The organism is Halomonas sp. MMH1-48 (assembly GCF_022348105.1).
Lineage (GTDB): Bacteria > Pseudomonadota > Gammaproteobacteria > Pseudomonadales > Halomonadaceae > Vreelandella > Vreelandella piezotolerans.
On sequence record NZ_JAKRFL010000010.1, the window covers coordinates 80,123 to 106,649 of the forward strand.

Sequence of the window (26,527 nt, forward strand, 5' to 3'; positions counted from 1 at the left end):
CGTTAACAGTACGTAACATAAAAAGTACGAGGGAAAGCGAATGACGCGTAAACGCGCGCTAGGACGTGGCCTGGATGCCCTGATTGGTGCGGGCGCCCGTCGTCGTGACAGTTTGGATCTCACCGGCGAGACAACGCTGGACAACGCTGAGGCGTCCCTACCCGAGGGCATGTCGGATGACGCCCCCGAACGTTTGGAGCGCCTGCCGCTGGGTCAATTGACACGTGGCAAGTATCAACCTCGCCGCGACATTCAGCCCGAAGCGCTGGAAGAGCTTGCCGACTCCATTCGCGCCCAAGGGGTCATGCAACCCATTGTCGTTCGTCCCATTGGCCAAGAGCGTTACGAAATCATTGCCGGTGAGCGGCGCTGGCGAGCGGCGCAGTTGGCCGAGCTAGACGTCATTCCCGCCGTCATTCGCCACGTTAGCGATGAGGTAGCGCTGGCGCTGGCGCTGATCGAAAACATTCAGCGGGAAAATCTCAACGCGATCGAAGAGTCATTGGCCTTGAAGCGCCTGGGCGACGAATTCGAGCTAACGCAGCAGCAGATCGCCGATGCAGTAGGAAAATCCCGAACCCAAGTGGCCAATCTTCTGCGCCTGCTCGCCCTCGACCCGGAAGTGCAGACACTGCTGGAGCGGGGAGATCTCGATATGGGCCACGCCCGAGCGCTGCTATCGCTGTCCAGTGCCCAGCAGCGTCAGGTGGCCCACGAAGTGGTCAATAAAGATCTTACGGTGCGCGACACCGAGGCATTGGTAAAAAAAGTTCAGACTCAACAGGCGTCTACCTCATCTCCCAAGCAGGTCTCCAAAACACCGGACGTTGCTCGGCTCGAGACGCATTTAGGCGAACTGCTGGGTGCCCCGGTGTCGATCGACCATGGCCAAAAGGGCAAGGGGAAGGTCACCATTCGCTACACTAGCCTCGAAGAGTTGGACGGAATCCTGGCGCATATTAAATAGCAGGCTAATGGAAGATGCGGCCAGTTTTTCACCCTTTGGTCGCAAGTCGGCGCTGAAACGCGCGAAATCCGTGCAACTTCGGTTGAAGGTGTGATAGCGCTTCCCTATAATCGCGCAAGATTTGTGCAGGTTGCTTATAGGTATGCCAGAAGGCACCGTGAGCAACCCGCTTAACGCGCTGGGGAATCGTTGGCGAACAGGCACGATGTTGAAAGCATATGCAGCGAATTGAAACCCAGCGCAGGCGAGCCTATGTAGTCCGACTTATCTGCGCCCAGCTCGTTGTCATGCTAGTCGGCGCAATGCTTGTTTACCCCTTTGCTCAGATGCCAGGGGTCGTGTCGGTCATAACGGGAGCGTTGGTAGCACTGCTACCGCATGCTTTCTTCATACAGCGGTTAGGAATTTTTCGCAATACGCGCCGAATATCGGGCGCAATGGACCTGTTTCGTGCCGAGGCAGGCAAGTTTGGTTTGACGGTGGCGCTGTTTGCGCTGGTGTTCGTGGTAGTGCCCCCCTCAAACCCCGCTTTCTTTTTTAGTGCTTATGTTGCGGTTGTTCTGACGCATTGGCTTGCGCCTTGGCTAATGCCTGGGAAATCGCACAACTGATTGAGGTGACATGTCTATGGCCGCAGGAAACGAAGTCTCATCGACTTACTATATCCAGCACCACTTGCAGAACCTGACCTTTGGTAAACACCCAGAGAATGGCTGGTCGCTGGCGCACTCCGCCGAAGAAGCCCGTGAAATGGGCTTTTGGGCCATTCACTTGGACACCATGGGCTGGTCCATCGCCATGGGCCTTCTGTTCATCTGGATTTTCCGTAAAGCCGGTAAAGCGGCGACCACCGGCGTTCCCAGCGGCCTGCAAAATGCCGTTGAGATGGTTGTCGAGTTCATCGAAAACCTCACGCGGGCCACGTTCCATGGCCGCAACCCCATCATTGCGCCTCTGGCGCTCACGCTGTTCGTGTGGATTCTGCTCATGAACACGCTGAAGATCATCCCGGTCGACTATGGCCCCGAGCTCTTCAAGCGTCTGGGCGTCGAGTACATGAAAATCGTACCGACTACGGACCCCAATGCCACGCTGGGTATGGCGCTAGGCGTGTTCTGTTTGATCATCTACTACAGCATCAAAGTCAAAGGTGCCGGTGGTTTCGCCAAAGAATTGTCACTAACGCCGTTCAATCACTGGGCGCTAATCCCCTTCAATCTGGTGTTGGAAGTGATTGGCCTGCTTGTGAAGCCGCTGGGTCTCGGCCTGCGTCTGTTCGGTAACATGTTCGCCGGTGAAGTTATCTTTATCCTGATTGCGCTACTACCGTTCTGGGCAATCTGGCTGTTGGACGTGCCATGGGCCATCTTCCACATCCTCGTGGTAACGCTGCAGGCCTTTATTTTCACCACGCTGTCGGTGGTTTACCTCAGCGCGGCGCACGAACACCACTAAACCAAGCAACGACGTTTTCATTAACCCTCAACCCTTAACCAAAACTTAAACTCAGGAGCAACATCATGGAAATGGTTTATCTCTCAGCTGCTATCATCATCGGTCTGGGCGCACTGGCTACCGGTATTGGCTTCGCTCTTCTGGGCGGCAAACTGCTCGAGTCGACTGCGCGTCAGCCGGAACTGGGCGACCAGCTGCAAACCAAAACCTTCATCATGGCCGGCCTGCTGGACGCCGTTCCGATGATCGGTGTTGGTATCGCGATGTACCTGATCTTCGTTGTCGCCGGTTAATGCAGCTTGACCGAGCGGTCATCCGCTCGGTTTTGTTTCACTCCGGTCGCCACGAACTTGTCAGAGGTACATCCCTGTGAATATCAACATGACGCTTATCGGGCAGACGATCGCCTTCGCGATCTTTGTCTGGTTTTGCATAAAGTATGTGTGGCCTCCGATCAGCAACGCGCTTCACGAGCGTCAGAAGAAAATTGCTGATGGCTTGGACGCAGCCAGCCGTGCGACGCGCGACCTTGAGCTTGCTCAAGAGCGTGCTGAGCAAACGCTGCGTGAAAGCAAGGAGCAGGCTTCTCAAATTCTCGAGCAAGCCAACAAGCGCTCTGCTCAAATGATCGAAGAAGCACGCGAACAGGCTCGCGCTGAAGGCGAACGCCTGATGGCAAGCGCTCGTTCCGAAATCGAGCAAGAAGTGAATCGTGCAAAAGACGAGCTTCGTGCCCAGGTTTCTCACCTCGCCATCCTAGGTGCCGAGCGTGTCCTTGAAGCTTCGGTCGACGAGAAAGCACATCGCAAGTTACTTGATGAGCTTGCTGCTGAACTGTAAGGAGGTGACCCATGGCGGAATTATTGACCGTCGCTCGTCCTTACGCTAAGGCGGCGTTTGAATACGCGCGTGATCATGAGGCGCTTGATAGCTGGTCCAAAGCGCTGGGTTTTTTAAGCGCAGCGGTTGCCAACAGCGATGTACGTCGCCTGCTGGGCAGTCCAAAGCTCGAGAACGACAAAAAGGTCGCTCTGCTCTCTGATATGTTGCCGGAGCAGAGCACCGACGTATCGCGCTTTCTGGATACCCTGGCCGACCAAGGTCGTCTGTTGGCTCTGCCTTTCATCGCTGAACAGTTCGAGCACCTGCGTGCCGATCATGAGCAGCGAGTCGAGGTATTGGTCACGTCCGCCTACGAGTTGGACAGCCAACAGCAGACCAAGCTAGCAAACGCGCTCAAGAAACGTCTGAATCGCGAAATCTCCATTACTACTCAGGTGGACAAGGCGCTGATTGGCGGTGTCATCCTGCGTGCCGGCGATACCGTCATTGACGGTTCGGTGCGTGGTCGATTGAACCGACTTTCCGAAGCGCTGACCGCTTGAGTCTGAGGGACATGGCATGCAGCAACTGAATCCTTCCGAGATCAGCGACATCATCAAGCAGCGAATCGAGAAGCTTGACGTCGCATCCGAAGCCCGTAATCAGGGCACCATCGTCAGCGTTTCCGACGGTATCGTGAAAATTCACGGCCTCGAAGACGCGATGTTCGGTGAAATGATCGAATTCCCCAACAGCATCTTCGGCATGGTACTCAACCTGGAGCGTGACTCCGTGGGTGCCGTTGTCCTGGGTGACTACCTGCAGCTCGAAGAAGGCATGACCGCCCAGTGTACCGGTCGCATTCTGGAAGTGCCGGTAGGCCCCGAGCTGGTGGGTCGTGTGGTCGATGCGCTGGGTAACCCCATCGACGGCAAAGGCGACATCAACGCCAAACAGACTGACGCGGTCGAAAAAGTGGCGCCTGGCGTCATTACCCGTCAGTCCGTTGACGAGCCGATCCAAACCGGTCTGAAATCCATCGACGCCATGGTACCGATCGGTCGTGGTCAGCGTGAGCTGATCATCGGTGACCGTCAGATCGGTAAATCCGCCATTGCCATCGATGCGATCATCAACCAGAAAGGCAAAGGCGTGACCTGTGTCTACGTCGCCATCGGTCAGAAGCAGTCGACCATTGCTAACGTGGTGCGCAAGCTAGAAGAGCACGGCGCGATGGATCACACCATCGTCGTGGCCGCGGGCGCTGCCGACCCGGCACCGATGCAGTTCTTGGCCGCTTACTCTGGCTGCACCATGGGCGAGTACTTCCGTGACCGCGGTGAAGACGCGCTGATCGTGTATGACGATCTTTCCAAGCAGGCCGTTGCCTACCGCCAGGTATCGCTGCTGCTGCGTCGTCCGCCGGGCCGTGAAGCTTACCCGGGTGACGTGTTCTATCTCCACTCGCGTCTGTTGGAGCGTGCCGCTCGCGTCAACGCCGACTACGTCGAGAAGTTCACCAACGGCGAAGTGAAGGGCAAAACCGGTTCCTTGACCGCACTGCCGATCATCGAAACACAAGGTGGTGACGTATCGGCGTTCGTTCCGACCAACGTTATCTCTATCACCGATGGTCAGATCTTCCTGGAAACCAACCTGTTCAACTCCGGTATTCGTCCGGCGATCAACGCAGGTCTCTCGGTTTCTCGTGTCGGTGGTGCTGCGCAGACCAAGATCATCAAGAAGCTGGGGGGCGGTGTGCGTCTGGCCCTGGCTCAGTATCGTGAACTGGCGGCGTTCTCGCAGTTTGCCTCTGACCTTGATGAAGCGACGCGCAAGCAGCTCGAGCACGGCCAACGCGTGACCGAACTGATGAAGCAGAAGCAGTACTCGCCGATGTCAGTGGCGGAAATGGCGCTGTCTCTGTACGCCGCTAACGAAGGTCACCTGGACGATGTGAGCGTCGACAAGGTGCTGGATTTCGAACGTGCCCTGCACGACTACATGAAGTCCGAGCACAGCGAGTTGCTCGATAAGATCAACCAGACCGGCGACTACAACGGTGAGATTCAGGACGGCTTGAAGTCAGGTCTCGAGAAGTTCAAGGCGACTCAGAGCTGGTAATGTCCGGCCCGCCTACGGGCGGGCTTGCATGCTTTCTGAGAGCCACGAACGAAAGGTAGATCGCTATGGCAGCTGCAAAAGAGATACGCACCCAGATCGGGAGCATTAAAAATACGCAGAAGATTACCAGCGCCATGGAAATGGTGGCTGCATCGAAAATGCGTAAAGCGCAAGATCTGATGAAGGCTGGCCAGCCGTACGCCAAGCAGATTCGTAACGTGGTAGGCCACATTGCCGACGCGAACCCCGAGTACAAGCACGACTATATGGTCGAGCGTAACGAGGTAAAGCGTGTTGGTTACATTGTGGTCTCCACCGATCGTGGCCTGTGTGGCGGCTTGAACGTCAACCTGTTCAAGGCAGTGGTGAAAGACGCCGTTGCCTGGAAACAGCAAGGCGCTGAGCTGGACTTCTGTGCCCTCGGTTCGAAAGCCGGTGCTTTCTTCCGCAACTATGGCGGCAACTTGATTGCGGCCAAGAGCGGACTAGGGGAAGCACCGACCGTCGAGGGTCTGATCGGTAGTGTCAAGGTCATGCTCGAAGCGTATGACGAAGGACGCCTGGATCGTCTGTACGTGGTGTATAACGAGTTCGTCAACACCATGACCCAGCGGCCCGTCGTGCGTCAGCTTCTTCCGCTGTCGCCTGACATGGGCGCTGACGCTAAGCATGACGAAGAAAACGCCCGTCCCGGAAGCTGGGACTACCTGTATGAACCGGATGCCAAGGCGTTGCTAGACAGCCTGTTGGTTCGATTCATCGAATCGCAGGTGTATCAGGCGGTAGTCGAAAACGGTGCGTGCGAACAGGCCGCCCGAATGATCGCTATGAAGAGTGCCACTGATAACGCGGGCAACCTGATCGACGATCTGGAGATGGTGTACAACAAGGCCCGTCAGGCCGCCATCACCCAGGAAATTTCCGAGATCGTCGGCGGCGCTTCAGCCGTATAACGCCAAGGGAGCCTGCCATCGCTAAGGTGGCTCCCGGCAAACAGGTTTCATTTGCAGGTTTTTGAGAGGAACCAAGATGAGCGGACGTATCGTACAAATCATCGGCGCGGTGATTGACGTAGAGTTTCCGCGGGACTCTGTGCCCAAGGTCTACGACGCGCTGAAGGTCTCCAACGTTGAGACCATCCTCGAAGTCCAGCAGCAGCTGGGCGACGGCGTAGTACGCGCCATTGCCATGGGCTCCACCGAGGGCTTAAAACGTGGCTTGGACGTAACCAACACAGGTGCCGCGATTTCCGTACCGGTCGGTAAGGAAACGCTGGGTCGCATCATGAACGTACTCGGCGAGCCGATCGACGAAGCAGGTGAGATCGGTGAGCAAGAGCGTATGCCGATCCACCGAAAAGCGCCGAGCTATGCCGATCAGGCAGCGTCTAACGAGCTGCTCGAGACCGGTATCAAGGTCATCGATCTGGTCTGCCCTTTCGCGAAAGGCGGTAAGGTCGGTCTGTTCGGCGGTGCGGGTGTTGGTAAAACCGTTAACATGATGGAGCTTATCCGCAACATCGCCACCGAGCACAGCGGCTACTCTGTCTTCGCGGGTGTCGGTGAGCGTACGCGTGAGGGTAACGACTTCTATCACGAAATGACCGAGTCCAACGTTATCGACAAGGTAGCGCTGGTCTACGGTCAGATGAACGAGCCGCCCGGTAACCGTCTTCGCGTGGCGCTGACCGGTTTGACCATTGCGGAAAAATTCCGTGATGAAGGCCGCGACGTTCTGCTGTTCGTCGACAACATCTACCGTTACACCCTGGCCGGTACCGAAGTATCCGCCCTGCTGGGTCGTATGCCGTCTGCGGTAGGTTATCAGCCGACGCTGGCCGAAGAGATGGGCGTTCTGCAGGAACGTATCACCTCGACCAAAACGGGCTCTATCACTTCCGTACAGGCCGTTTACGTCCCGGCGGATGACTTGACCGACCCCTCGCCAGCCACCACCTTCTCGCACCTGGATGCGACCGTGGTACTGGCGCGTTCCATCGCTGAGCTGGGTATCTACCCCGCGATCGACCCGCTGGACTCCACCTCGCGTCAGCTGGATCCGCTGGTTGTCGGTGAAGAGCACTACGACGTAGCACGTGGCGTTCAGAACGTTCTGCAGCGTTACAAGGAACTGAAGGACATCATCGCGATTCTGGGTATGGACGAGCTGTCTGACGAAGACAAGCTGGCCGTTGCCCGTGCGCGTAAGATCCAGCGCTTCCTGTCGCAGCCGTTCTTCGTGGCCGAGGTCTTCACGGGCTCGCCCGGTAAGTACGTGTCGCTGAAAGACACCATTCGTGGCTTCCAGGGCATCCTCGCGGGTGACTACGACGATCTGCCGGAACAGGCCTTCTACATGGTCGGCTCCATCGACGAAGCTGTCGAAAAAGCCAACCAGATGAAGAAGTAATCCCGTCCATTAGGGGGATTCGCTATGGCGAATAGCTTCACTTGCAATATCGTCAGCGCAGAAGCATCCATCTTCTCAGGTAAGGTTGAGCAGGTGATTGCTTCCGGGATTATGGGTGACCTCGGCATTTTGCCGGGGCACGCCCCGCTGCTGACCGAGCTTCAGCCGGGCCCGATCCGCGTGATCCACGATGATGGCAAGGAAGAGAACTTCTTTGTCTCTGGCGGCTTCATGGAAGTCCAGCCAGATGTCGTGACGATCCTGGCAGACGCTGCGGCGCGTGCCAGCGACCTCGACGAGGCCGCTGCCGAGGAAGCGCGTCAGCAGGCGCTGAAAGCCTTTAACGAGAAGTCAGCGGAGCTGGATTATACCCGTGCTGCCGCTGAACTTGCCGAAGCCGTTGCTCAGCTGCGAACGATTCAGCAGCTGCGTAAAAAGGCGGGTAAAGGCTAGTTAGACGCTCTGCGTAATCAAACGCCCCTTAAACCCGATTCAGGGTTTAAGGGGCGTTTTTTTTGTCTGTTAATATGCGGGTGAGTCATCCCAGAGTTGAACGTCTCAGGAGCGAGCGATGGCGCTAAACGAAGAGGCCTTACAGGCGTTGAAGACCGAGCTGCTCGATGAGCTGGTCAAGGAAGATCCCAGTAAGTCGCAATTGGCGGAACGCCTCGCCGAAATCCGCTCGGCTGACATCGGCGAAGTGCTCGAAGAGCTGATCGAAGAGGATGAAGAGTTAAGCGCCGCTTTGACGGTGTTGGACATTCTCTCCACCGAACGAGCCGCCAATGTGTTGGGCTATCTACCCAAAGAGAGCCAGCTCGAGGTCGTAGGTGAACTGTCCGATACCCAGGTGCTCAAGCTGCTCGAAGAGATGGGCTCCGATGAGCGGGCGGATTTGTTCAACCGGCTTGGGGAAGACCGTCGCGAAGCGCTGTTGCGTCGTATGGCGCACCAGGAGCGCGAGGATCTCAAGCGCTTGGCGAGCTATGAAGAGGGCACTGCCGGCGCCATCATGACCTCTGACTATGTTGCCATAGCCAGTGGCATGACGGTGTCACAAGCAATGATGCGCGTGCGCCAAACCGCGCCCGATGCGGAAACGGTCTACCAGCTCTATGTGTTGGACAGCGACGGCCATCTGATCGGCACCATGTCGCTGCGTCAACTCATGGTCGCGCGACCTGGGGCAGTGGTCGATGACATCATGATCAAAGACGTCATCAACACGCCCGTGGACAAAGCGCAGGAGGAGGTGGCGCGTATCGTGGCCCGCTACGATTTGCTGGCGCTGCCGGTGATCGATGCCGATGGTCGTATGGTCGGCATCGTGACCCACGACGATGCTATGGACGTCGCTGAGTCGGAAGCCACCGAAGATATCCACAAAGGGATGTCCATCGGTCAGCTAGAGGATGGCGTGAGCCGGGTACCGCTGTGGAGTCTTTACCGCAAACGCGTGTTTTGGCTGGTCTTACTGGTCTTTGCCAACCTTTTTTCGGGGGCTGGCATCGCTTATTTCGAGGAGACCATTGCTGCTCAGGTGGCGCTGGTATTTTTCTTACCGCTGCTGATCGGTAGTGGCGGTAATGCCGGAGCGCAGGCCGCCACGCTGATGGTGCGCGGCATGGCCACCGGCGATGTGGGCGTGAAGGATTGGAGCAAGATGCTTGGGCGTGAGCTGTTGGTGGCCGGTTCATTGGGTTTGACCATGGCCATTGCCGTCGCCCCCATTGGGATTTTTCGCGGCGGGGAAGCGGTGGCCATCATCGTGGCGCTCAGCATGGTGACCATCGTGCTGTTTGGCAGCTTGATCGGCATGTGCTTACCGTTCGTTTTGGAGCGCTTCAAAGTAGACCCCGCGACGGCCTCGGCTCCGCTGGTGACCACGCTGATCGATGCAACCGGCGTACTGATTTACTTCAGTATTGCAACGGCCATACTTGCCGGCGTCTGATCTGGGTTAGGGTAGCCTAGCGCATGGCGCTGCTGGCCGCCCGGGTGATGAACATGACCTCCACATGACCCAGCCACTCGATGTCGCTGGCGAGCGCCTTGAGCTGGCTCGCCAAACACTGAGGCGGCTGGTGAACGGCGTCGCCAATGATCAGCGACACCGAGACCTTATCGTCCAAGTAGTGAAGCTGTAGGTCATTCAGCGTGCGCCACACCGGGTGGCGGTACCATCGCTCGTTCAGCGCCGCTTCCACTTCTGGACGCAGCGGCAGGCCGGGTAGGCGGCTCGGGTCGCCTTCACCAGCGTCATCTTCTGGGTCGACGTGGAAGATGACGTCGGTCAGCAGTGGGAATTCATGGCGCAGGCGACGGCTCACTTCGTTGCCGATTTCATGGGCTTCCGACACGGTGATCTTCGGCCCGACCACCACGTGCAGATCCACCATCACCCACCCGGCAGACTGGCGAGTGCGCAGGTCGTGGACACTATCCACCCCCGGCACGCTGCAGGCGACGTCGTGCATCTGCTGCTGAATATCTTCGGGCAGCGCGGTATCCACCAGCTCGCGTGCGGACTCCCACAATAAATCCCAACCCACCTTACCCACTAACAGCCCGACGATGATCGCGGCGATGGCGTCTAGCCAACCCAGGCCAAACTGAGCGCCTACCAGTGCCACCAGTACCACGGCAGTCGACAGGGCATCGCTGCGCGAGTGCCAAGCGTTGGCTTCAAGCAATTTGGATTTCACCCGCTTTGCTACTCGCATGGTGTAGCGGAAGATCCACTCTTTGCTAAGCAGGGCCAAAACGGTAATGGCAATGGCGATCAGGCCAGGGGCATTGACTTCCGTGCCGCTGAACAGGCGATCCAGGCTCGACCAGGCAATACCCCCGGCCACGAAAATCAGCACGCTACCGAGCAGCAGCGTGGTCAGGGTTTCGATCCGGCCATGGCCGTAGTGGTGGTCGTTATCGGGCTCTTGGCGGCCATAGTGAATGGCTGCCAGCACGAACCCATCGGTCACGAGGTCGGAGAGCGAATGGATACCATCGGCAATGAGGGCTGCCGAACCGACCAAAAAGCCCACAGCGACTTTAATGACGCTCAGGAAACCGTCTAGCCAAGCGCCGATATAGGTCACGCGCTTGGCTTCTTGGCTATCTAGCTCGTGGTTGGGAACCACTGGCGTTTCTACGGTCTGAGTCATGAGGTACCTGCAGGGACGCACACTTCCATTAGATGCCCATTGTAGCTTACCGCCGGGCAAGCTCTATACCCTCTTGTGCATTCTCAGGCGTTACCGGTGCGGACAATGAAAGTTGGGATGTGTATCCTAAGCGCCGCTGCAGGTGAGACGACCTCATTTCATAACGCAACACAGAACATAGACAGGACGACCTATGGATTGGCTCCAAGTGGTAGTATTGGCGGTGGTGCAGGGGCTCACTGAATTTCTTCCGATTTCCAGCTCCGCTCATCTGATTTTGGTGCCGGTGCTCACCACCTGGGAAGACCAAGGTCTCGCGTTCGATGTGGCACTCCACTTGGGTAGCTTGAGCGCCGTCGTCCTCTATTTTCGCCAGGAAATTTGGCAAATGATCGCTAGCAGCCTCACGGCGGTAAGAGGCAAAGGCGTCAATGAGGATGCGCGTCTGGCGTTTTGGGTGGTCGTGGCCACCTTGCCGGTGTGCATCGTCGGCTTTCTTCTCCATGACCTGATCGCAGGCTACATGCGCTCGACGCTGATCATCGGCCTTAGCCTGATCGGGTTCGGCTTACTGCTAGGCTACGCCGACTGGAAAAAGCGTGGTATCCGCAGCGAGTATCAGTTGACGCTAAAAGACGTGCTGATCATCGGCGGCGCTCAGGTATTAGCGCTGATCCCCGGTACGTCGCGCTCGGGGATCACGATGACCGCGGCGCTGATGGTTGGCATGAATCGAGAAGGCGCCGCGCGCTTCTCGTTCTTGCTCTCGATTCCCGTCATCGTGCTCGCCGGTGGCCTCGAAGCGGTGAATCTCTTCAAAGCGCCTCACTCGATCGACGTACCCGCTATGCTAATAGGGGCGCTTTTATCGGGTATCAGCGCCTTCGTGTGTATTCACTACTTTCTCGTCGTAATCAAAAAGCTGGGGATGCAGCCGTTCGTGGTATACCGCGTGCTGTTTGGTGCCTGGCTACTCTGGTTTTTTCATTTTTAACCCGCGCGTTCAATGAAGGACATCGGATGAAGGGCTATCAAACCGCGTGTAGGCGACTGGGCGTCGTGGCACTGCTCGGCACGCTATTGGCAGGCTGTTCGGAAAGTGATCGGCCACTGGAGTCTCCGGTGCGCTTCGAGGGCGGTATTTTTGGTACGTATTATCAAATGACTCTGGTCGACCCACTCACCCAGGGCGACGCGAACGCATTGGAAGAGGGCATCCTAGCCGAGATGGAAGACGTGGACCACGCCATGTCGACCTACCGCGACGACTCCGAGCTGGTCGCTTTTAACGAAGCGCCGCTTGGGGAGTGGCAGCCGCTCTCCAACGAGCTGATCGAAGTGCTGGCGATTAGCCGTTCGGTGTCGGAAGCAAGCGAAGGGGCCTTCGATATCACCATTGGCGATGTGGTGAATCTATGGAGCTTTGGGCCCGAGGCACGTCCCGAAGAGGTGCCCAGCGATGCCGAACTCAGCGAGCGTATGGCCACCATTGGTTTCGATGCGGTGGAAGTCGATACCCAGCGCATGCAAGCACGTCGCCTGCGTGATGTCTTTGCCGATCTCTCCGGCGTCGCCAAAGGCCACGCCACCGACCGCGTGGCGGCGTATCTGGATCAGCAGGGCATCGATAATTACCTGGTCAATATCGGTGGCGGGCTGATTGCCCGCGGTTACCGGGACATCGAAGATCAAACGCCTTGGCGTGTCGGCATTGAAGTGCCGCAAAGCGGCGTGCCGGAAGCGCAGCACGTGTTGGCGCTGGAGGGGATGTCAGTGGCCACGTCGGGCGATTATCGCAACTACTTTGAAGTCGATGGCGAGCGCTTTTCTCATCTTCTGGATCCGCGAACCGGTCAGCCCATCAAGCATCAGCTAGCGTCGGTATCGGTGTTCCACCCCTCCAATGCCTGGGCCGATGCTTGGGCCACGGCGCTCACCGTCGTGGGGAGCGAGCAGGGTATGCAGCTGGCCGTCGAAAACAACCTCAATATTTTGATGTTAGTACGTGAGGGGGAGCGTTGGCGTAGCTTGGCGAGCCCCGCCTTCGTCAACTATTTCGGTGATGCGCTGATCGATGAACTGGGCATCGAGCCCTGGACGGCCTCCTCAGCGAATCGCCAAATGCAAACAGGTGAATGACATGCACGACCTCGATATCGTCATCTTAGCCGCAGGTAAAGGCACACGGATGCGCTCTCAGTTGCCCAAAGTACTGCACACGCTAGCGGGTAAGCCCATGGTAGAGCACGTACTGGCAACGGCCAGTGGCCTGAATCCGAGTCGTACCCACGTGGTGATTGGCCATGGTGCTGACCAACTTCGCGACGCGTTGGCGGAGTATGATGTCTCGTTTGCACTGCAGGAAGAGCAAAAAGGCACCGGACATGCGGTGGCTCAGGCGCAGCCTCAGTTGGGCAGCGGTATCGTGTTGGTACTGTATGGCGACGTACCGCTGATTCGTCGCGATACGTTGGCCGACCTGCTGGCCAAGGTGGATGAGCAGCACATGGGCCTGCTCACCGTCACGCTGGAAGACCCCAGTGGCTATGGGCGTATCGTGCGCGATGTCGAGGGCCACGCCGTGGCGATCGTCGAGCAGAAAGATGCCAATGAGGAGCAGCTGGCGATTAACGAGTGCAACACCGGCATCATGGCCATGACCAGCGCTCAACTGAAGCGTTGGCTGCCCCAACTCTCGGCAGAGAATGCCCAGAGAGAGTACTACCTGACCGACGTGATCGCCATGGCGGCCAGTGAGGGCATCAAGGTCGCCACCGCACAGCCACACGCTGCCACAGAGGTGGAAGGGGTCAATAATCGCGTGCAAATGGCCCGTCTAGAGCGTGCCTACCAGCAGCAAACGGCGGAGACGCTGATGGCTCAAGGTGTTGCCTTGGCCGACCCCGCACGCATCGACGTGCGCGGTAAGCTCACCTGCGGTCACGACGTCTTCATCGACGTAGGCTGCGTGTTCGAAGGGAACGTCGAACTTGGCGAAGGCGTGCGGGTCGGGCCCTACTGCGTCATCAAGGACAGCACCATTGGCGCGGAAAGCGAGATTCACAGCCACAGCGTGGTCGATACGACCGTGGCGGCAGGCCTTAACCAGGTGGGACCCTACGCGCGGCTGCGCCCCGGAACCCGCTTGGCAGTCAAAGCCAAGGTCGGTAATTTTGTCGAAACCAAAAACGCTGACGTGGGTGAAGGAAGCAAAATCAATCATTTGAGTTATGTGGGGGATGCTCGTCTGGGGCGCGATGTGAACGTGGGCGCCGGCACCATCACCTGCAATTACGACGGCGTGAACAAGCACCGCACCGAGATTGGCGATAATGCCTTCATCGGTTCCAATACCGCACTGGTGGCACCCGTCACGGTGGGCAAAGGGGCCACCGTCGGCGCGGGATCCACGATTGCCAAAGACGTCGCTGAGCACGCCCTGGCCGTGACCCGCAGCCGACAGCTAGAGAAGCCCGACTGGCCGCGCCCGGTGAAAACGACTAAATAAGTGCATCGACACGTTGAATAATACGGCGTGCAAACGCCCTAGGAGAAAGAGTTATGTGTGGCATCGTCGCAGCGGTTGCACAGCGCAATGTGCAGGGAATTTTGCTGGAAGGACTCAAACGTCTGGAGTATCGCGGTTATGACTCCTCTGGCATGACGGTGCTGAACGACGGTGCCTTAACGCGGCACCGTGCCTTGGGTAAGGTCTCGGCATTGGCCGAACGATTGGATATTGCGGCGTTACCGGGCAGTAGCGGTATTGCGCACACTCGCTGGGCCACGCACGGTAAACCCTCCGAGGCCAATGCGCATCCGCATCACAGCAGCGATACCGTTGCCGTGGTTCATAACGGCATCATCGAAAACTACGAGCAGATCAAAGAGACGCTGCAAGGCAGCGGTTACACGTTCACTTCGGAAACCGATACCGAAGTGATCGCCCACCTGCTGGCGGAAACACTCGCTGCGGGCAAAACGCTGTTCGAGGCGACGCAGGAGATCGTGCAGGGTCTTGGCGGTGCTTACGCACTGGGCGTGATGAGCGTGACCGAACCCAATGTGGTGGTGGGCGCGCGCCAAGGAAGCCCGCTAGTCGTGGGTGTCGGGATCGACGAAGCCTTTTTAGCCTCTGACCCGCTGGCGCTTTTACAGGTGACCGATCGCTTTATCTATCTGGAAGAGGGCGATGTAGTCGAGCTGCGTGAGGGCGGTGCCCTTCGCATCGTCGATCGGCAGGGCGATACGGCCGAGCGCCCGGTGCATACCTTCGAGCATGGCGACGGCGCGGCCAGCAAGGGCGAGTATCGTCACTACATGCTCAAGGAAATTTTCGAGCAGCCCAAGGTTATCGAAGCCGCTCTGGAAGGGCGGCTGAGCGCCAGCAGCGTACTGGTCGAAAGTTTTGGGCCAGAGGCCCAGGCGTTGTTCCAGAAAGCCCGGCAGGTGCATATCATTGCTTGCGGCACCAGCTATCATGCAGGCTTGGTGGCGCGTTACTGGTTGGAGCGCTACGCCGGGGTGCCGGTACAGGTCGAAGTGGCCTCCGAGTATCGCTACCGTCACCCAGTCGTGCCGGAAGGGACACTGTTCGTCACGCTCTCCCAATCGGGCGAAACCGCCGATACGCTGGCGGCGCTGCGCTTTGCCAAGACGCTGAGCTATGTCGGCTCGCTGGCGATCTGCAACGTGCCCGGAAGCTCCCTGGTGCGGGAGTCCGACATGTCGCTGATGACCCGCGCGGGCCCCGAAATTGGCGTCGCCTCGACCAAAGCGTTTACCACTCAGTTGATTGCGCTGATGCTGCTGACGCTATCGGTCAGTAAAGCGAAGGGCCAGCCAGCGCAGCCAGAGATCATTGGCGCCCTGCAGGCACTGCCCGCGCTCTGTCAGCAGGTGTTGGGTCTCGATCGGCAGATCGAAGTGCTTTCTCAGGCATTTGCTGAGAAGCATCACGCGCTCTTCCTGGGTCGTGGGGCGCACTACCCCATTGCTTTAGAAGGCGCGCTGAAGCTCAAGGAGATTTCCTATATCCACGCGGAAGCCTATCCGGCCGGCGAGCTCAAACACGGCCCGCTGGCGCTGGTGGATAGCGAGATGCCGGTCATCTCGGTAGCCCCCAACGATGACCTGCTGGAAAAGCTAAAATCCAATCTCCAAGAAGTACGCGCCCGTGGGGGACAGCTATTCGTATTTGCCGATCAAAAGGTAGGGATTAACTCCCAAGACGATATTCACGTTTTGGAGCTACCGAATGTTCACGAAGCGCTGGCACCGCTACTCTATACCTTGCCACTGCAGCTTCTGAGCTATCATGTGGCGGTCCTGAAAGGCACCGATGTGGATCAACCGCGTAACCTTGCCAAGAGCGTGACCGTCGAATGATCGAAGCGTCACAATTAATTGCAATCGAATGAATAAAGCGCTTTACAAGATGCGGCAAATAGCCGCATCTTATGCGCCATCGCTGCGTTGCAGCACATAGTTAGTGTGCTTATGATCGTGGCGGTACTCTCTAACCCTGCCAGGATCACGCTGCTATGAAACCACCTAACGTCCTTGCAACTCGGCATCCCGCTTGCCGCGTTGCTTGGTTGTTGACCGCACTCTGCCTCTTCGCTTTTCCTTCTCTTGCTTTTGCTGCTGCTGGCCCCCTCGATCTCACCACCTCGCTTGCCGGTATTGCCTCCGTGATCATTTTCATTCTGGCCTATGCCCTGGTCATGAGTGAAGAAATCATCCACATGCGTAAATCCAAACCGGTTCTGGTGGCCGCTGGCCTGATCTGGGCCATGGTCGCGTGGGTCTACGTACAAGCGGGCATGCCCCATGAGGCTGAGAGCGCCTTCAAAGAGACGCTGCTCGAGTATACCGAGCTGCTGCTGTTCCTCCTGGTGGCGATGACGTACATCAACGCCATGGAAGAGCGTCGTGTGTTCGATGCACTGCGTGCGTGGCTGGTGCGCAAGGGGTTTAGCTACCGGAGCCTATTCTGGATTACCGGCTGTTTGGCGTTCGGTATTTCGTCCATCGCCAACAACATGACGACTGCCATGCTGATGTGTGCGGTGGTGCTAAAGGTCGCCGAGGGGGATAACAAGTTTATCAGCCTCTGCTGTGTCAACGTGGTGGTGGCCTCCAACGCCGGTGGTGCGTTCAGCCCGTTTGGCGATATCACCACACTGATGGTGTGGCAAGCCGGTCAGGTGCCTTTCGAAGGCTTCTTTGCACTGTTGGTACCTGCTATCGTGAATTTCATGGTGCCTGCGGTGATCATGAACTTTTTCATCGTCAATCGTCAGCCCGCTGCGCTCACCGAAAACGTGTGGTTGAAGCGGGGCGCCCGGCGCATCATCGTACTGTTCTTGATCACCGTGGCGATCTCGGTGCTGTGCCACTCGATTCTGTACCTGCCGCCCGCTATGGGCATGATGTTTGGTCTAGGCCTGCTGCAATTCTTTGGCTATTACCTGCGTCGCAGTTTGCCCCGCTCGCTGGAGCGCAAACGTGAGCGTTACTCCCGCCGCGGAGATTGGAAAAAGCTGGAGCAGCTAGGCAGCGTGGTGCCGTTCGATATCTTCAGCCGTATTGCCCGTTCCGAGTGGGACACGCTGCTGTTCTTCTACGGGGTGGTGATGTGTGTGGGTGGCCTGGGGTTCATGGGCTATCTCAGCCTGCTTTCGGAAACGCTTTACGGCGGCTGGGACCCGGTGTGGGCCAACGTCGTGCTGGGGCTGATCTCAGCGGTGGTGGATAACATTCCAGTGATGTTCGCCGTGCTCTCCATGGCGCCGGATATGTCGGAAGGCAACTGGCTGCTGATCACTCTGACGGCCGGTGTGGGGGGCAGCCTGCTCTCCATGGGATCGGCTGCCGGGGTAGCGCTGATGGGGCAAGCCCGTGGTATCTACACGTTTGCGGTGCATTTGCGCTGGGTGCCCGCTATTTTGTTAGGTTACGTAGCCAGTATCGTGGCACACCTGCTGATCAACGCCAGTCTTTTCTAAGGCGGTTGGCTATCCTGCCTAGCCGCTTGGTTAGGCAGGCCAATAAAAACGCCCCTTATCGTTGGATAAGGGGCGTTTCGTTAGGAGCCTATATGTCGACAGGCGGCGTGGCATTTAAGACCACGCGCCTTGGTGGCTTATAAGTCGTGGCCGGTAATGACTTGGCAGATATCGGCGAAGCTGCGCGCCATGGGAACCACCGTCGTGGGTGGTTGGGTATTTAAACGGCTGCCCATGGCCGACTGGATATCAGCGGCAGAAATGATGCCTCTTACGCTGAGCTCCTGGTTTGGCTTGCGCTCGGTAATCAACAGATGCTGCTCGGTAAAGCTTTCCATGGAGAGGACGAGGTCTTCGATGGTGAGCGACGCGAGCTGCTCCAGCGGCATGGCGCTGAGTTTCTCCCAGGGTGTCATGATCATGGCGGCGGTCACTTCGGAGCGCTCTAGGTTACGCTGCTGCATGGCCAGATTGATGCGCCGGGTACCGATGACCTCTTTGGCGGTGAGCACGCCCACGCAGTGGGACTGTTTGTCCATCACGAATAGTAAACGAATACCGCCATGGCGCATTTTCAGATGAGCGTCATCGATGGGCGTGTCGCCTGCGATCGATTGCGGCATGACATGAGTAAAGTCGGTGAGTACCGACATGGCCGGGCTATCGGGCGTCAACTGCTTGGGCGTCGGCGTCGTGAGCACCGGAGTCGCACCAAACTGAACGAGCGGCTTATGTGAGTGCATGAGTTGGTTCATCGAGGGGTACCTCCGTGGTTGTGAAGAAGCAGGTCATTCACCACGCGCCTGCTTTGTACCTTCACATTTGCACGGAATTCTTATCACAATCTTAAGACATCCCTCGTGTTACATTTTTTCTCATTCTTTTGCCTGGCGCTGCGTCAACGCATCTCTTGCCACGACCGCTCTCACCCGCAGGCCGCCGTTTGGAGCCTCTTCCAACCGCAACAAGCCTTCGTGGCGTTTGACCACACGCTCGACGATGGAAAGCCCAAGTCCCGCACCCGCTCCCGGGCCTGCACGCTGGAAGCGTTCGATGACCCGACTGCGCGCTTGGACAGGGATGCCGGGACCTTGGTCATCGACCATGATCGTGATGCCCTGGGAAGCGGCTTCGAGCGTCACCGTCACGATGCTCTGAGCCGGGGAGTGTTGCATGGCATTGCCGACCAAATTCTGTATGAGTGTTTCGATGGCACCAGGCTCCTCTTCCATCTGCCAGTCGGCATGCTGATCGGCATTGAGCAGCAGCTGCTGTTGGCGTTCGGCGGCCAGTGGCGAGAGCTTTGCCAGGGTTTCCTGAGTTTCCTGCAGCACGTTGGCGAAGCGTATTTCTGGCAGCGGCTCCTCTTCGGGGTCGAGGCGCGCTAGGGTGAGTAACTGGGACACTAGACGCGTCGAGCGAGCGACACCGCTACGCAAGTAGTGCAGCGACGCTTCACGATCTTCGGCGTTATCGGCCGCTAGCGCATTTTGGGCGTGAAGATCCAGCACGGCCAAAGGAGTGCGCAGTTCATGGGCGGCGTCGGCAATAAACCGTTTTTCGCGTATTCGCAGTTGACGCAGCCGCTCCAACAGCCTATTCAGTGCGCCAGCGATGGTGCCCAGCTCCTGTGGCATCGGATAGAGCGGTAATGGTTTGAGATTGTGCGGATCTCGACTACGAATCTGCTCTGCCAGGCGAGACAAAGGTGCCAGTCCCCAGCCAATGGACCACCATAGCAGCAGCGTCAGGAAGGGTAGCCCGATGAGGTCGGGCAGCAGCGTGCGAAGCGCCACGGCGCTGATCAGCTCGCCGCGCACGTCCTCGCGCTCGCTGACCACCACGCGTTTGGGGCTGTTGGGAACATCAAGGACGTACACGCGCCACTCGTACTCATCCACCGTGATCGTCGAGTAGCCAGTCGGTTGCTGAACCAGCGGCGTGCTCGGTCCGCTGGCAGAGCGTAGTAGCAGACGGTCCTCTTCCCACAATTGAAAGGCGAGTTCACGCAGGGTGTCAGCTGTCGCAGAGGTAACACGTTGGTGGGGGGCCGATAGGGCTTTTTCTAGGCTACTAATCAGCAATGACTGTTCGTATTCGGGCAAAGGGGCTTGAAGTAGTCCCTCTAGCAACACGGCATTTTGCGCCAAGCTCCTATCATGCAACGCCTCGATTTCGCGAGCGGCATAGCGATAGCTGATATAGCCAATGATCAGCATGCTAATGCCAAAGACGAGTAGGACGAGGCCTAACGTGCGACGGCGAATGGAGGTCATGGAGCTACCTGCTCGGGTTTATCCATGACATAACCAATCCCTCGTACCGTTCGCACCACATCGGGAAATAGCTTGCGCCTTAAATGATGGATATGAACTTCAATGGCGTTGCTCTCTACCTCCTCTTCCCACCCATAAATCAATCGAGTGAGCGTATCTCGGGTGAAAACACGTCCTGGATGACTCATAAACTCTTGAAGCAGCGCGAGTTCACGACGTGACAGGGGAACCGTCTGGTGTTGATAGGTCACGATCAATGATTGAGGATCCAAGCTAATGCCGCGAAATCTCAACACGTCATGCGTGTGGCCTTGGCTACGACGTAGCAGGGCGCGTAAACGTGCCTTGAGTTCATCCACCTCAAATGGCTTGGTGAGATAGTCATCGGCGCCTGAATCGAGTCCTTCAATGCGATGATCCACGGCATCACGGGCAGTGAGTACTAAAATGGGCACGTGATTGCCGTGACGTCTAATCGTCCGTAATACCTCTATACCATCCACGTTGGGTAAACCGAGATCCAGTATGACGGCATCAAAGGGTTCGCTTTGGAGTGCGTTGAGCGCACTCTCTCCATCGGTAAGATGATCCACCGTATAGTGTTCGGGTTTTAGGGCGATGCGAATTCCCGATGCTAAGCTGGGGTCGTCTTCTACTAATAACAGGCGCATAACGTAGGGGGACCCTCCTTGACTCATAGGGGCTATTTCATATTACCCGGTTATCTAACATGACACGTCGTTCGCCACTCAGCCACCTTGTCGTTCGACCCTGCTCCGACCACCGTCGGCGCGAGGCGCTGCTGCATTTGGCAGCCGTTCAAGACGCTACCCAGCAGGCGGATTTGCAGCACGCCCTGACCACGGCCCGCTCGGCCGATTGGCGAGGCCTATGGGTGGCCATGGCGGGCGAGCATATTCTCGCGGCTGCTTGGGTGCAGCCGCTGTCGAGCCAAACGGCGCAGCTATGGTTGCCCAGGCACGTCGATGCCGCGCTGCCCTTGTTAAACGCCCTACGAGAGTGGGTCAGTCGTGAGCCCATCGCGCTGTGCCATGTGGTGCTGCCTTCGCCATGGGACGCATGGGAGAGAACGCTGGTTCATGGCGGAATGCGGGCCATGGCCACGCTGGAGCATCGGGTATGGACATGCCAAACTTCCGTTGCTCCCCAGCCATCTCTGGGGTTACGTCCGTTCACGATGTTTCCTCTGGCTGAACAGCATGCGCTGTTGGCGCGGGTGGGGGAAGCGTCGTTGGATTGCCCAGCGCTGCGCGATGCACTGCCCGTGACGACTTTGCTGGCGGGGTTCCAGGCTCAGGCGGGGTCGTCTCAACCATCGCATTGGTTTGGGTTGACGTACCAGCAGCGAGAGGTGGGGGTATTGTTACTGGGCACCTCTTCCTCGCACTGGAGCCTGCAACTGATGGGGCTGGTGCCCGAATGGCGGGGCCAAGGGCTGGGGAGAGCCATCATCGGCCATGCGCAAACGTTGGCCGCCGAGGCTGGGGCGCAGAGCCTGAGCTTAACGGTCGATGCGCAAAACACACCCGCACGGCGTGTATATGACCACACAGGCTTCGAACTACGGGGGCGCGAGCGCCTGTTAGGGTGGTATTGAAGTCGTCTTCAGCGGTCGCAACGAATGAGCACCATTACCGTGGGTTGAATTGCCGCGCTTAGTAGCATTTTCTTACCCTTTATGTTCTCGGTATACTAACTCTATACGTATGTCTTGGCGTTTCGGTGTCCCGGTGGCAGAGTTCATCGACAGTGGCATGGCCGCACTTCGGCAAGAGCGGTGTCTCCAAGCGCTAGGTAGTCAGCATAAGCAAAAACGGACGCACTCGTTTTGAAGCGCAACGCGTTTATTACATAAAACTCAAGAGGTGGTGAGAGTGAAATCTAAGCTGATCATGAGCGGGCTGGCGGCCCTCGGCGTCATGGCAGGCACATCCGGTGCTTATGCCCAAGATGCTGAACGTGACGCAATCGCTGAGCGCCTAGCGCCGGTAGGACAACTCTGCCTTCAAGGCCAAGACTGTGGTACGGCCGCAGCACCGGCCGCGGCCAGCAGTGGCGGTGGTGGTGAAATTGACGGTGCCGGTATTTACAACAACGTCTGTATGGCGTGCCACGAAACGGGCGCAGCCGGTGCCCCGGTACGTGGCGATGAAGCGGCCTGGGCCGAGCGCACCGAGCAAGGCTTTGCCACGCTGCTAGACCACGCCATCAACGGTATTGGCGCGATGCCTGCCCGTGGCGGCAACCCCAACCTCTCTGATGAAGAGGTGGAAGCCGCCGTTGCTCACTTGGTCTCTCCCGTGATGGAAGTCCCGGAGCTGGGCGGCGGTGAAGAAGCTTCAGCAGAAGCCGCCGACGAAGGCGCGAGCGACGACATGGCGGCTAACGAAACAACCGCTGAAGCGCCCGCTGAGGAAACCGCCGCCAGCGATGCCGAAGCATCCGGTGGTGACAGCGGTTTAGACGGTGAAGCGCTTTACGCCAGCATTGGCTGCGCAGCGTGCCACGCCGCTGGTGTGGCGGGTGCCCCCGCCATCGGTGATGCGGAAGCCTGGGGCCCGCGCCTTGAGCAGGGCACTGATGCACTCTACCAAAGTGTCTTCAACGGTAAGGGCGTGATGCCGCCGCGCGGTGGCAGCAGCGCGTCCGATGAAGAGATCATGGCCGTCGTCGACTACATGGTCTCACAAGTACAGTAAGTGGATACCTCACCCTAACCGTAGGGTGGGGGCATCAGTCTTTATAAGATATCCACAGGTGGGCATTCAAAACCCCCTGTGGATATTTTTATGTGCGCCCTTTGCTTCGTACGCTCATCCCAGCAGCGAACGCAATCCGGCAATGGCATCTTTACCTCGTGCCTGCTTCTTCTCCGGGTCCTCTTTATCGGCGCGGCCCTCCCACTCCAAATCATCCGCGGGCAGCTCATCCAAAAAGCGGCTGGGCTGGCAGTCCATCAGCTCGCCATACGCCTTGCGCTGGCGGGCCAGCGTCAGCGTTAGCGTGCGCCGTGCGCGGGTAATGCCCACGTAGGCCAAGCGGCGCTCCTCCTCCACGGTATCCATTTCGATGGCGTTGCGGTGGGGCAGCAGATCCTCCTCCAAGCCCATCAGGTAGACGTGAGGAAACTCCAAGCCTTTGGAGGCGTGCATGGTGAGGAGCTGCACCCGGTCCGAGTCATCCTCCTCCGCCTGCTGTTCGAGAATGTCGCGCAGCACCAGGCGGGAGATCGCCGCTTCCACACCGTCGGTTTCAGTGGCCGCAGCGTCCGTTGCGTCCTCCGGATCGCGATCCAGCGACTTCTCCAACTGGTCGATCAATATCCACACGTTGGCCATGCGCCGCTCGGCAATGGTGGGGGCGCTGGCGTTTTGATAGAGCCACGCTTCGTAATCCATATCCCGCAGCATATCGCGGATGGCGGCAATCGCATCGCCCTGGTCCATCCGTTTGCGTACGCCGTCGATGAAGTGGGTAAAGCGCGAGAGCCGCTCCACGGCGCGGGTGGGCAGCGTTTGCTCGAGCCCAAGTTCGTGGCAGGCGGCAAATAGCGAGATCGAGCGCTCGGTGGCATAGTTAGCGAGCTTTTCCAGCGTGCCGGGGCCAATTTCCCGCCGGGGCACGTTGACGATACGCAAGAAGGCGTTGTCATCGGCGGGGTTGATCAGCAGGCGCAGGTAGGCCATGGCGTCCTTGATCTCGTTACGCGAGAAAAACGACGTACCGCCGGAGAGCTTGTAGGGGATTTGATAGTGCTGCAGCTTCAATTCCAGCAGCCGCGCCTGGAAGTTGCCCCGGTAGAGCACCGCAAAATCGCGCCACTCGGCGTTCTCTTTGATGCGCCGGGTGAGCATTTCGCTAGCCACCCGCTCGGCTTCGGCCTCTTCATGGCGGTTCACCACCACGCGAATCGGCGCGCCGTCGCCCATGTCCGACCACAGGGTTTTATCGTAGACGTGGGGGTTGTTGGCAATCAGCGTGTTGGCGGCACGCAGGATGGTGCCGGTAGAGCGATAGTTCTGCTCCAGCTTGATGACCTTCAAACGGGGAAAATCCTCCCCTAGCGTGACCAGATTCTCCGGCCGCGCGCCCCGCCAGGCGTAAATCGACTGGTCGTCGTCGCCCACCACGGTAAAGGTGGCCCGTTCCGCCATCAGCAGTTTCACCAACAGGTACTGGGAGACGTTGGTGTCCTGGTACTCATCCACCAGCATGTAGTGGATTTTACGCCGCCAGCGGGCCAGCGCCTCGGGGTCGCGCTGTAGAAGCACCACCGGGAGCAGGATCAGGTCGTCGAAATCCACCGCGTTGTAGGCTTTCAGGTGGCGAACGTAGGCTTCGTACACCCGCGCGGCGAAGTGCTCGTCATCGTCCGCCGCGAACGAGAGCGCCTCCCCCGGCAGTACCAAGTCGTTCTTCCACTGGGAAATCTTGGCCTGCACGGCGTTGATCTGCTCGGCATCGACCTGAGCGTCTTTATTCATCAAGTCGCGCAGCAGCGCCTTGGCGTCTTCCGGGTCGAAGAGTGAAAAGCCCGGCTTGTAGCCCAGCGTCTTCAGCTCGCCGCGAATGATGTTGAGCCCCAGGTTGTGGAAGGTCGAGACCGTCAGCCCGTGGCCCTCTTTGCCTTTCAGCATTTGGCCCACCCGCTCTTTCATCTCTCGGGCGGCCTTGTTGGTAAAGGTCACCGCCGCGATTTTGCGGGCGCTCATGCCGCACTCTTGCACGAGGTAGGCAATCTTGGTGGTGATCACGCTGGTTTTGCCCGACCCCGCGCCCGCCAACACCAGGCAGGGGCCATCGATGTAGCGCACCGCCTCTTGCTGGCGTGGGTTGAGCCCTTTGATACGGCTAAGAATGCTCTTTGGCGGTTGGGGCGTCATGGCGAAGGGTGACCTCTACAAGTGTTTCGGAGCGATTTCCATTACAATCAGCGGCGCTGACGAAGGCGCAGCGGGCAAATACAGCAGGTAACTCATAGGCAGGTGGTGATGTTTGAAGTAGCGCTATTCGAGCCGCGGATGGCTCCCAATACGGGCAACATTATGCGCCTGGTGGCGAACAACGGCTGCCGACTCCATTTGATCGAGCCGCTAGGCTTCGATCTCGAAGAGAAAAAGCTGCGCCGCGCGGGATTAGACTACCGCGACCTCGCCAACGTGACCCGACACGCGGATTTTACGGCGTTTTACACCGCCATGCAGGGGCGCACCATCTGGGCGATTACCACCAAGGGCACCCGCGCCCACAGCGATGCCAACTTCGCACCGGGGGATGTGCTGCTATTTGGTTCGGAAACCGCCGGGCTTTCCCCTGAGGTGCACGCCATGCTGCCTGCCGAGCATAAACTGCGTATTCCCATGCAGCCCAATAACCGTAGTTTGAATCTCTCCAACGCGGTAGCGGTGGTGAGTTATGAGGCGTGGCGCCAGCAGAATTACGCTGGCGCCCTCGCGATCTAGCTTTACCCGGCAATACCGTACTGGTCGCGGTAAGCGCGTACCGCATCAGCGTAGGCGAGCATCTCGCCGCCTGCGTGCTCTTCCAAATACGTGAGCACTTGTTCGAGGGTGACGATGCTGACCACCGGCATGCCGTACTGCGCCTGCACTTCTTGAATGGCGCTCTGTTCCCCCTGGCCGCGCTCCTGTCGGTCGAGGGCGATGATCACCCCGCCTGCCCGCGCGCCGCTTTGCTCGATCAGACTCATCACTTCACGGATGGCGGTCCCTGCGGTGATCACGTCATCGATGATCAAGATATCACCGGCCAGCGGAGCCCCTACGATGTTGCCGCCTTCGCCGTGGGTCTTGGCCTCTTTGCGGTTGAACGCGTAGGGCATGTCGCGGTCATGGTGGTCGGCCAGGGCCGCCGCGGTGACCGCCGCCAGCGGAATGCCCTTGTAGGCCGGGCCAAATAGTACGTCCGTTCGTAAACCGCTATCGACGATCGCCTGGGCGTAAAAGCGGCCCAGTTTGGCCAGCGCGCGGCCCGTTTGGAACAGCCCGGCGTTGAAAAAGTAAGGGCTTACTCGCCCCGACTTCAGCGTGAACTCGCCAAACTTGAGCACGCCCTGCTCAATAGCGAAGGCAATGAAATCGCGTTGGTAGGGTTGTAGAGTGGTGGCCACGGCGGTGTTCTCTTGTCGGTAGGGGTGGTCGATAAGAATGTAAGTCAAACGCAACAATAAAACGGGGCTAAATAGCAAGATTTGGTTTGTCTATTTACCCAAACGTCTAAACGTCGGGTATCATACAGCAGCGACGCAAAAGGGACGAT

The 26,527-nt window shown here is 58.3% G+C and carries 25 protein-coding genes; 19 read left to right on the plus strand and 6 right to left on the minus strand.

What is annotated here, in order from left to right:
* Positions 1 to 40 precede the first annotated feature (40 nt).
* The 11 genes from MHM37_RS10745 to mgtE all read left to right on the plus strand — a co-directional run bounded on the left by MHM37_RS10745 (position 41) and on the right by mgtE (position 9,731).
* Positions 41 to 967, plus strand: coding sequence for a ParB/RepB/Spo0J family partition protein (locus MHM37_RS10745; RefSeq protein ID WP_058577331.1), 927 nt, complete (start codon positions 41 to 43; stop codon positions 965 to 967).
* A 218-nt stretch (positions 968 to 1,185) separates the two neighbouring features.
* Positions 1,186 to 1,578 (plus strand): ATP synthase subunit I, encoded by a 393-nt coding sequence (locus tag MHM37_RS10750; protein ID WP_153843635.1) that lies wholly within the window; start codon positions 1,186 to 1,188, stop codon positions 1,576 to 1,578.
* A gap of 16 nt (positions 1,579 to 1,594) precedes the next feature.
* Positions 1,595 to 2,422 carry a F0F1 ATP synthase subunit A gene (gene atpB, locus MHM37_RS10755; protein ID WP_058577370.1) on the plus strand — a complete coding sequence of 276 codons (828 nt, stop codon included), beginning with the start codon at positions 1,595 to 1,597 and terminating at the stop codon, positions 2,420 to 2,422.
* A gap of 65 nt (positions 2,423 to 2,487) precedes the next feature.
* On the plus strand, positions 2,488 to 2,715 hold the full coding sequence (gene atpE / locus MHM37_RS10760) for a F0F1 ATP synthase subunit C (RefSeq protein ID WP_007112217.1): 228 nt from the start codon (positions 2,488 to 2,490) through the stop codon (positions 2,713 to 2,715).
* A gap of 76 nt (positions 2,716 to 2,791) precedes the next feature.
* Positions 2,792 to 3,262 (plus strand): F0F1 ATP synthase subunit B, encoded by a 471-nt coding sequence (locus MHM37_RS10765; protein WP_044628601.1) that lies wholly within the window; start codon positions 2,792 to 2,794, stop codon positions 3,260 to 3,262.
* Positions 3,263 to 3,273: 11 nt separating this feature from the next.
* On the plus strand, positions 3,274 to 3,807 hold the full coding sequence (locus MHM37_RS10770) for a F0F1 ATP synthase subunit delta (protein WP_058577333.1): 534 nt from the start codon (positions 3,274 to 3,276) through the stop codon (positions 3,805 to 3,807).
* A gap of 16 nt (positions 3,808 to 3,823) precedes the next feature.
* The gene (gene atpA, locus MHM37_RS10775; RefSeq protein ID WP_058577334.1) at positions 3,824 to 5,368 is read left to right on the plus strand and encodes a F0F1 ATP synthase subunit alpha; all 1,545 of its coding nucleotides are present in this window, start codon (positions 3,824 to 3,826) and stop codon (positions 5,366 to 5,368) included.
* Positions 5,369 to 5,433: 65 nt separating this feature from the next.
* Positions 5,434 to 6,321 (plus strand): F0F1 ATP synthase subunit gamma, encoded by an 888-nt coding sequence (gene atpG, locus MHM37_RS10780; protein ID WP_058577335.1) that lies wholly within the window; start codon positions 5,434 to 5,436, stop codon positions 6,319 to 6,321.
* 76 nt (positions 6,322 to 6,397) lie between these two features.
* Entirely contained in the window at positions 6,398 to 7,777 is a 1,380-nt protein-coding gene (gene atpD, locus MHM37_RS10785; protein ID WP_058577336.1) for a F0F1 ATP synthase subunit beta, read from the plus strand.
* Positions 7,778 to 7,801: 24 nt separating this feature from the next.
* On the plus strand, positions 7,802 to 8,230 hold the full coding sequence (locus MHM37_RS10790) for a F0F1 ATP synthase subunit epsilon (protein ID WP_044628606.1): 429 nt from the start codon (positions 7,802 to 7,804) through the stop codon (positions 8,228 to 8,230).
* 118 nt (positions 8,231 to 8,348) lie between these two features.
* Positions 8,349 to 9,731 carry a magnesium transporter gene (gene mgtE / locus MHM37_RS10795; RefSeq protein WP_058577337.1) on the plus strand — a complete coding sequence of 461 codons (1,383 nt, stop codon included), beginning with the start codon at positions 8,349 to 8,351 and terminating at the stop codon, positions 9,729 to 9,731.
* Between the two features lie 16 nt (positions 9,732 to 9,747).
* Here mgtE and MHM37_RS10800 read toward each other — a convergent pair whose 3' ends face one another.
* Positions 9,748 to 10,941 carry a cation diffusion facilitator family transporter gene (locus MHM37_RS10800; protein WP_058577338.1) on the minus strand — a complete coding sequence of 398 codons (1,194 nt, stop codon included), beginning with the start codon at positions 10,939 to 10,941 and terminating at the stop codon, positions 9,748 to 9,750.
* 193 nt (positions 10,942 to 11,134) lie between these two features.
* Between MHM37_RS10800 and MHM37_RS10805 the strand changes: the two genes are divergently transcribed.
* The 5 genes from MHM37_RS10805 (at position 11,135) to nhaD (ending at position 17,951) form a co-directional block, all read left to right on the plus strand.
* On the plus strand, positions 11,135 to 11,935 hold the full coding sequence (locus MHM37_RS10805; RefSeq protein ID WP_058577339.1) for an undecaprenyl-diphosphate phosphatase: 801 nt from the start codon (positions 11,135 to 11,137) through the stop codon (positions 11,933 to 11,935).
* A 26-nt stretch (positions 11,936 to 11,961) separates the two neighbouring features.
* The gene (locus MHM37_RS10810) at positions 11,962 to 13,080 is read left to right on the plus strand and encodes an FAD:protein FMN transferase (RefSeq protein ID WP_139526151.1); all 1,119 of its coding nucleotides are present in this window, start codon (positions 11,962 to 11,964) and stop codon (positions 13,078 to 13,080) included.
* 1 nt (position 13,081) lies between these two features.
* Positions 13,082 to 14,449, plus strand: coding sequence for a bifunctional UDP-N-acetylglucosamine diphosphorylase/glucosamine-1-phosphate N-acetyltransferase GlmU (gene glmU, locus MHM37_RS10815; protein ID WP_239296645.1), 1,368 nt, complete (start codon positions 13,082 to 13,084; stop codon positions 14,447 to 14,449).
* 53 nt (positions 14,450 to 14,502) lie between these two features.
* Positions 14,503 to 16,329, plus strand: coding sequence for a glutamine--fructose-6-phosphate transaminase (isomerizing) (glmS, locus tag MHM37_RS10820; RefSeq protein ID WP_239296646.1), 1,827 nt, complete (start codon positions 14,503 to 14,505; stop codon positions 16,327 to 16,329).
* 155 nt (positions 16,330 to 16,484) lie between these two features.
* Positions 16,485 to 17,951, plus strand: a complete 1,467-nt coding sequence (nhaD, locus tag MHM37_RS10825; RefSeq protein ID WP_239296647.1) for a sodium:proton antiporter NhaD — start codon at positions 16,485 to 16,487, stop codon at positions 17,949 to 17,951.
* 137 nt (positions 17,952 to 18,088) lie between these two features.
* Here nhaD and MHM37_RS10830 read toward each other — a convergent pair whose 3' ends face one another.
* The 3 genes from MHM37_RS10830 to MHM37_RS10840 all read right to left on the minus strand — a co-directional run bounded on the left by MHM37_RS10830 (position 18,089) and on the right by MHM37_RS10840 (position 20,898).
* Positions 18,089 to 18,706: a CBS domain-containing protein gene (locus MHM37_RS10830; RefSeq protein WP_239296648.1), complete on the minus strand. Its 618-nt coding sequence runs from the start codon at positions 18,704 to 18,706 to the stop codon at positions 18,089 to 18,091.
* 120 nt (positions 18,707 to 18,826) lie between these two features.
* Positions 18,827 to 20,227: an ATP-binding protein gene (locus MHM37_RS10835; protein ID WP_239296649.1), complete on the minus strand. Its 1,401-nt coding sequence runs from the start codon at positions 20,225 to 20,227 to the stop codon at positions 18,827 to 18,829.
* Positions 20,224 to 20,898, minus strand: coding sequence for a response regulator transcription factor (locus MHM37_RS10840; RefSeq protein ID WP_239296650.1), 675 nt, complete (start codon positions 20,896 to 20,898; stop codon positions 20,224 to 20,226). Before MHM37_RS10840 ends, MHM37_RS10835 begins: the two co-directional genes overlap by 4 nt.
* 59 nt (positions 20,899 to 20,957) lie before the next feature.
* On the opposite strand from MHM37_RS10840, the gene MHM37_RS10845 reads away from it, so the two are divergent.
* A complete protein-coding gene (locus tag MHM37_RS10845; RefSeq protein ID WP_239296651.1) occupies positions 20,958 to 21,845 on the plus strand; it encodes a GNAT family N-acetyltransferase in 888 nt (295 codons plus the stop codon).
* Between the two features lie 277 nt (positions 21,846 to 22,122).
* Entirely contained in the window at positions 22,123 to 22,947 is an 825-nt protein-coding gene (locus MHM37_RS10850; protein ID WP_239296652.1) for a c-type cytochrome, read from the plus strand.
* A gap of 114 nt (positions 22,948 to 23,061) precedes the next feature.
* Here the strand turns inward: MHM37_RS10850 and rep are convergent, their stop codons facing one another.
* Complete coding sequence (gene rep, locus MHM37_RS10855; protein WP_239296653.1) at positions 23,062 to 25,131, minus strand: DNA helicase Rep; 2,070 nt, start codon at positions 25,129 to 25,131, stop codon at positions 23,062 to 23,064.
* Between the two features lie 108 nt (positions 25,132 to 25,239).
* Here rep and MHM37_RS10860 point away from each other — a divergent pair, with 108 nt between their 5' ends.
* Entirely contained in the window at positions 25,240 to 25,710 is a 471-nt protein-coding gene (locus MHM37_RS10860; RefSeq protein WP_153843646.1) for a tRNA (cytidine(34)-2'-O)-methyltransferase, read from the plus strand.
* Between the two features lie 2 nt (positions 25,711 to 25,712).
* On the opposite strand, the gene pyrE is transcribed toward MHM37_RS10860, so the two are convergent.
* Complete coding sequence (gene pyrE / locus MHM37_RS10865) at positions 25,713 to 26,378, minus strand: orotate phosphoribosyltransferase (protein ID WP_239296686.1); 666 nt, start codon at positions 26,376 to 26,378, stop codon at positions 25,713 to 25,715.
* Positions 26,379 to 26,527: the final 149 nt, after the last annotated feature.

Bases quoted from the DNA above. Each gene is read 5' to 3' on its own strand.
- MHM37_RS10845 (WP_239296651.1), top strand. From the start codon at position 20,958: ATGACACGTCGTTCGCCACTCAGCCACCTTGTCGTTCGACCCTGCTCC.
- MHM37_RS10830 (WP_239296648.1), bottom strand. From the start codon at position 18,706: ATGAACCAACTCATGCACTCACATAAGCCGCTCGTTCAGTTTGGTGCG.
- atpD (WP_058577336.1), top strand. From the start codon at position 6,398: ATGAGCGGACGTATCGTACAAATCATCGGCGCGGTGATTGACGTAGAG.
- MHM37_RS10750 (WP_153843635.1), top strand. From the start codon at position 1,186: ATGCAGCGAATTGAAACCCAGCGCAGGCGAGCCTATGTAGTCCGACTT.
- atpB (WP_058577370.1), top strand. From the start codon at position 1,595: ATGGCCGCAGGAAACGAAGTCTCATCGACTTACTATATCCAGCACCAC.
- MHM37_RS10835 (WP_239296649.1), bottom strand. From the start codon at position 20,227: ATGACCTCCATTCGCCGTCGCACGTTAGGCCTCGTCCTACTCGTCTTT.
- MHM37_RS10840 (WP_239296650.1), bottom strand. From the start codon at position 20,898: ATGCGCCTGTTATTAGTAGAAGACGACCCCAGCTTAGCATCGGGAATT.
- glmU (WP_239296645.1), top strand. From the start codon at position 13,082: ATGCACGACCTCGATATCGTCATCTTAGCCGCAGGTAAAGGCACACGG.
- MHM37_RS10770 (WP_058577333.1), top strand. From the start codon at position 3,274: ATGGCGGAATTATTGACCGTCGCTCGTCCTTACGCTAAGGCGGCGTTT.
- MHM37_RS10745 (WP_058577331.1), top strand. From the start codon at position 41: ATGACGCGTAAACGCGCGCTAGGACGTGGCCTGGATGCCCTGATTGGT.
- MHM37_RS10800 (WP_058577338.1), bottom strand. From the start codon at position 10,941: ATGACTCAGACCGTAGAAACGCCAGTGGTTCCCAACCACGAGCTAGAT.
- atpG (WP_058577335.1), top strand. From the start codon at position 5,434: ATGGCAGCTGCAAAAGAGATACGCACCCAGATCGGGAGCATTAAAAAT.
- rep (WP_239296653.1), bottom strand. From the start codon at position 25,131: ATGACGCCCCAACCGCCAAAGAGCATTCTTAGCCGTATCAAAGGGCTC.
- MHM37_RS10860 (WP_153843646.1), top strand. From the start codon at position 25,240: ATGTTTGAAGTAGCGCTATTCGAGCCGCGGATGGCTCCCAATACGGGC.
- atpE (WP_007112217.1), top strand. From the start codon at position 2,488: ATGGAAATGGTTTATCTCTCAGCTGCTATCATCATCGGTCTGGGCGCA.
- mgtE (WP_058577337.1), top strand. From the start codon at position 8,349: ATGGCGCTAAACGAAGAGGCCTTACAGGCGTTGAAGACCGAGCTGCTC.
- glmS (WP_239296646.1), top strand. From the start codon at position 14,503: ATGTGTGGCATCGTCGCAGCGGTTGCACAGCGCAATGTGCAGGGAATT.
- MHM37_RS10805 (WP_058577339.1), top strand. From the start codon at position 11,135: ATGGATTGGCTCCAAGTGGTAGTATTGGCGGTGGTGCAGGGGCTCACT.
- MHM37_RS10790 (WP_044628606.1), top strand. From the start codon at position 7,802: ATGGCGAATAGCTTCACTTGCAATATCGTCAGCGCAGAAGCATCCATC.
- nhaD (WP_239296647.1), top strand. From the start codon at position 16,485: ATGAAACCACCTAACGTCCTTGCAACTCGGCATCCCGCTTGCCGCGTT.
- atpA (WP_058577334.1), top strand. From the start codon at position 3,824: ATGCAGCAACTGAATCCTTCCGAGATCAGCGACATCATCAAGCAGCGA.
- MHM37_RS10810 (WP_139526151.1), top strand. From the start codon at position 11,962: ATGAAGGGCTATCAAACCGCGTGTAGGCGACTGGGCGTCGTGGCACTG.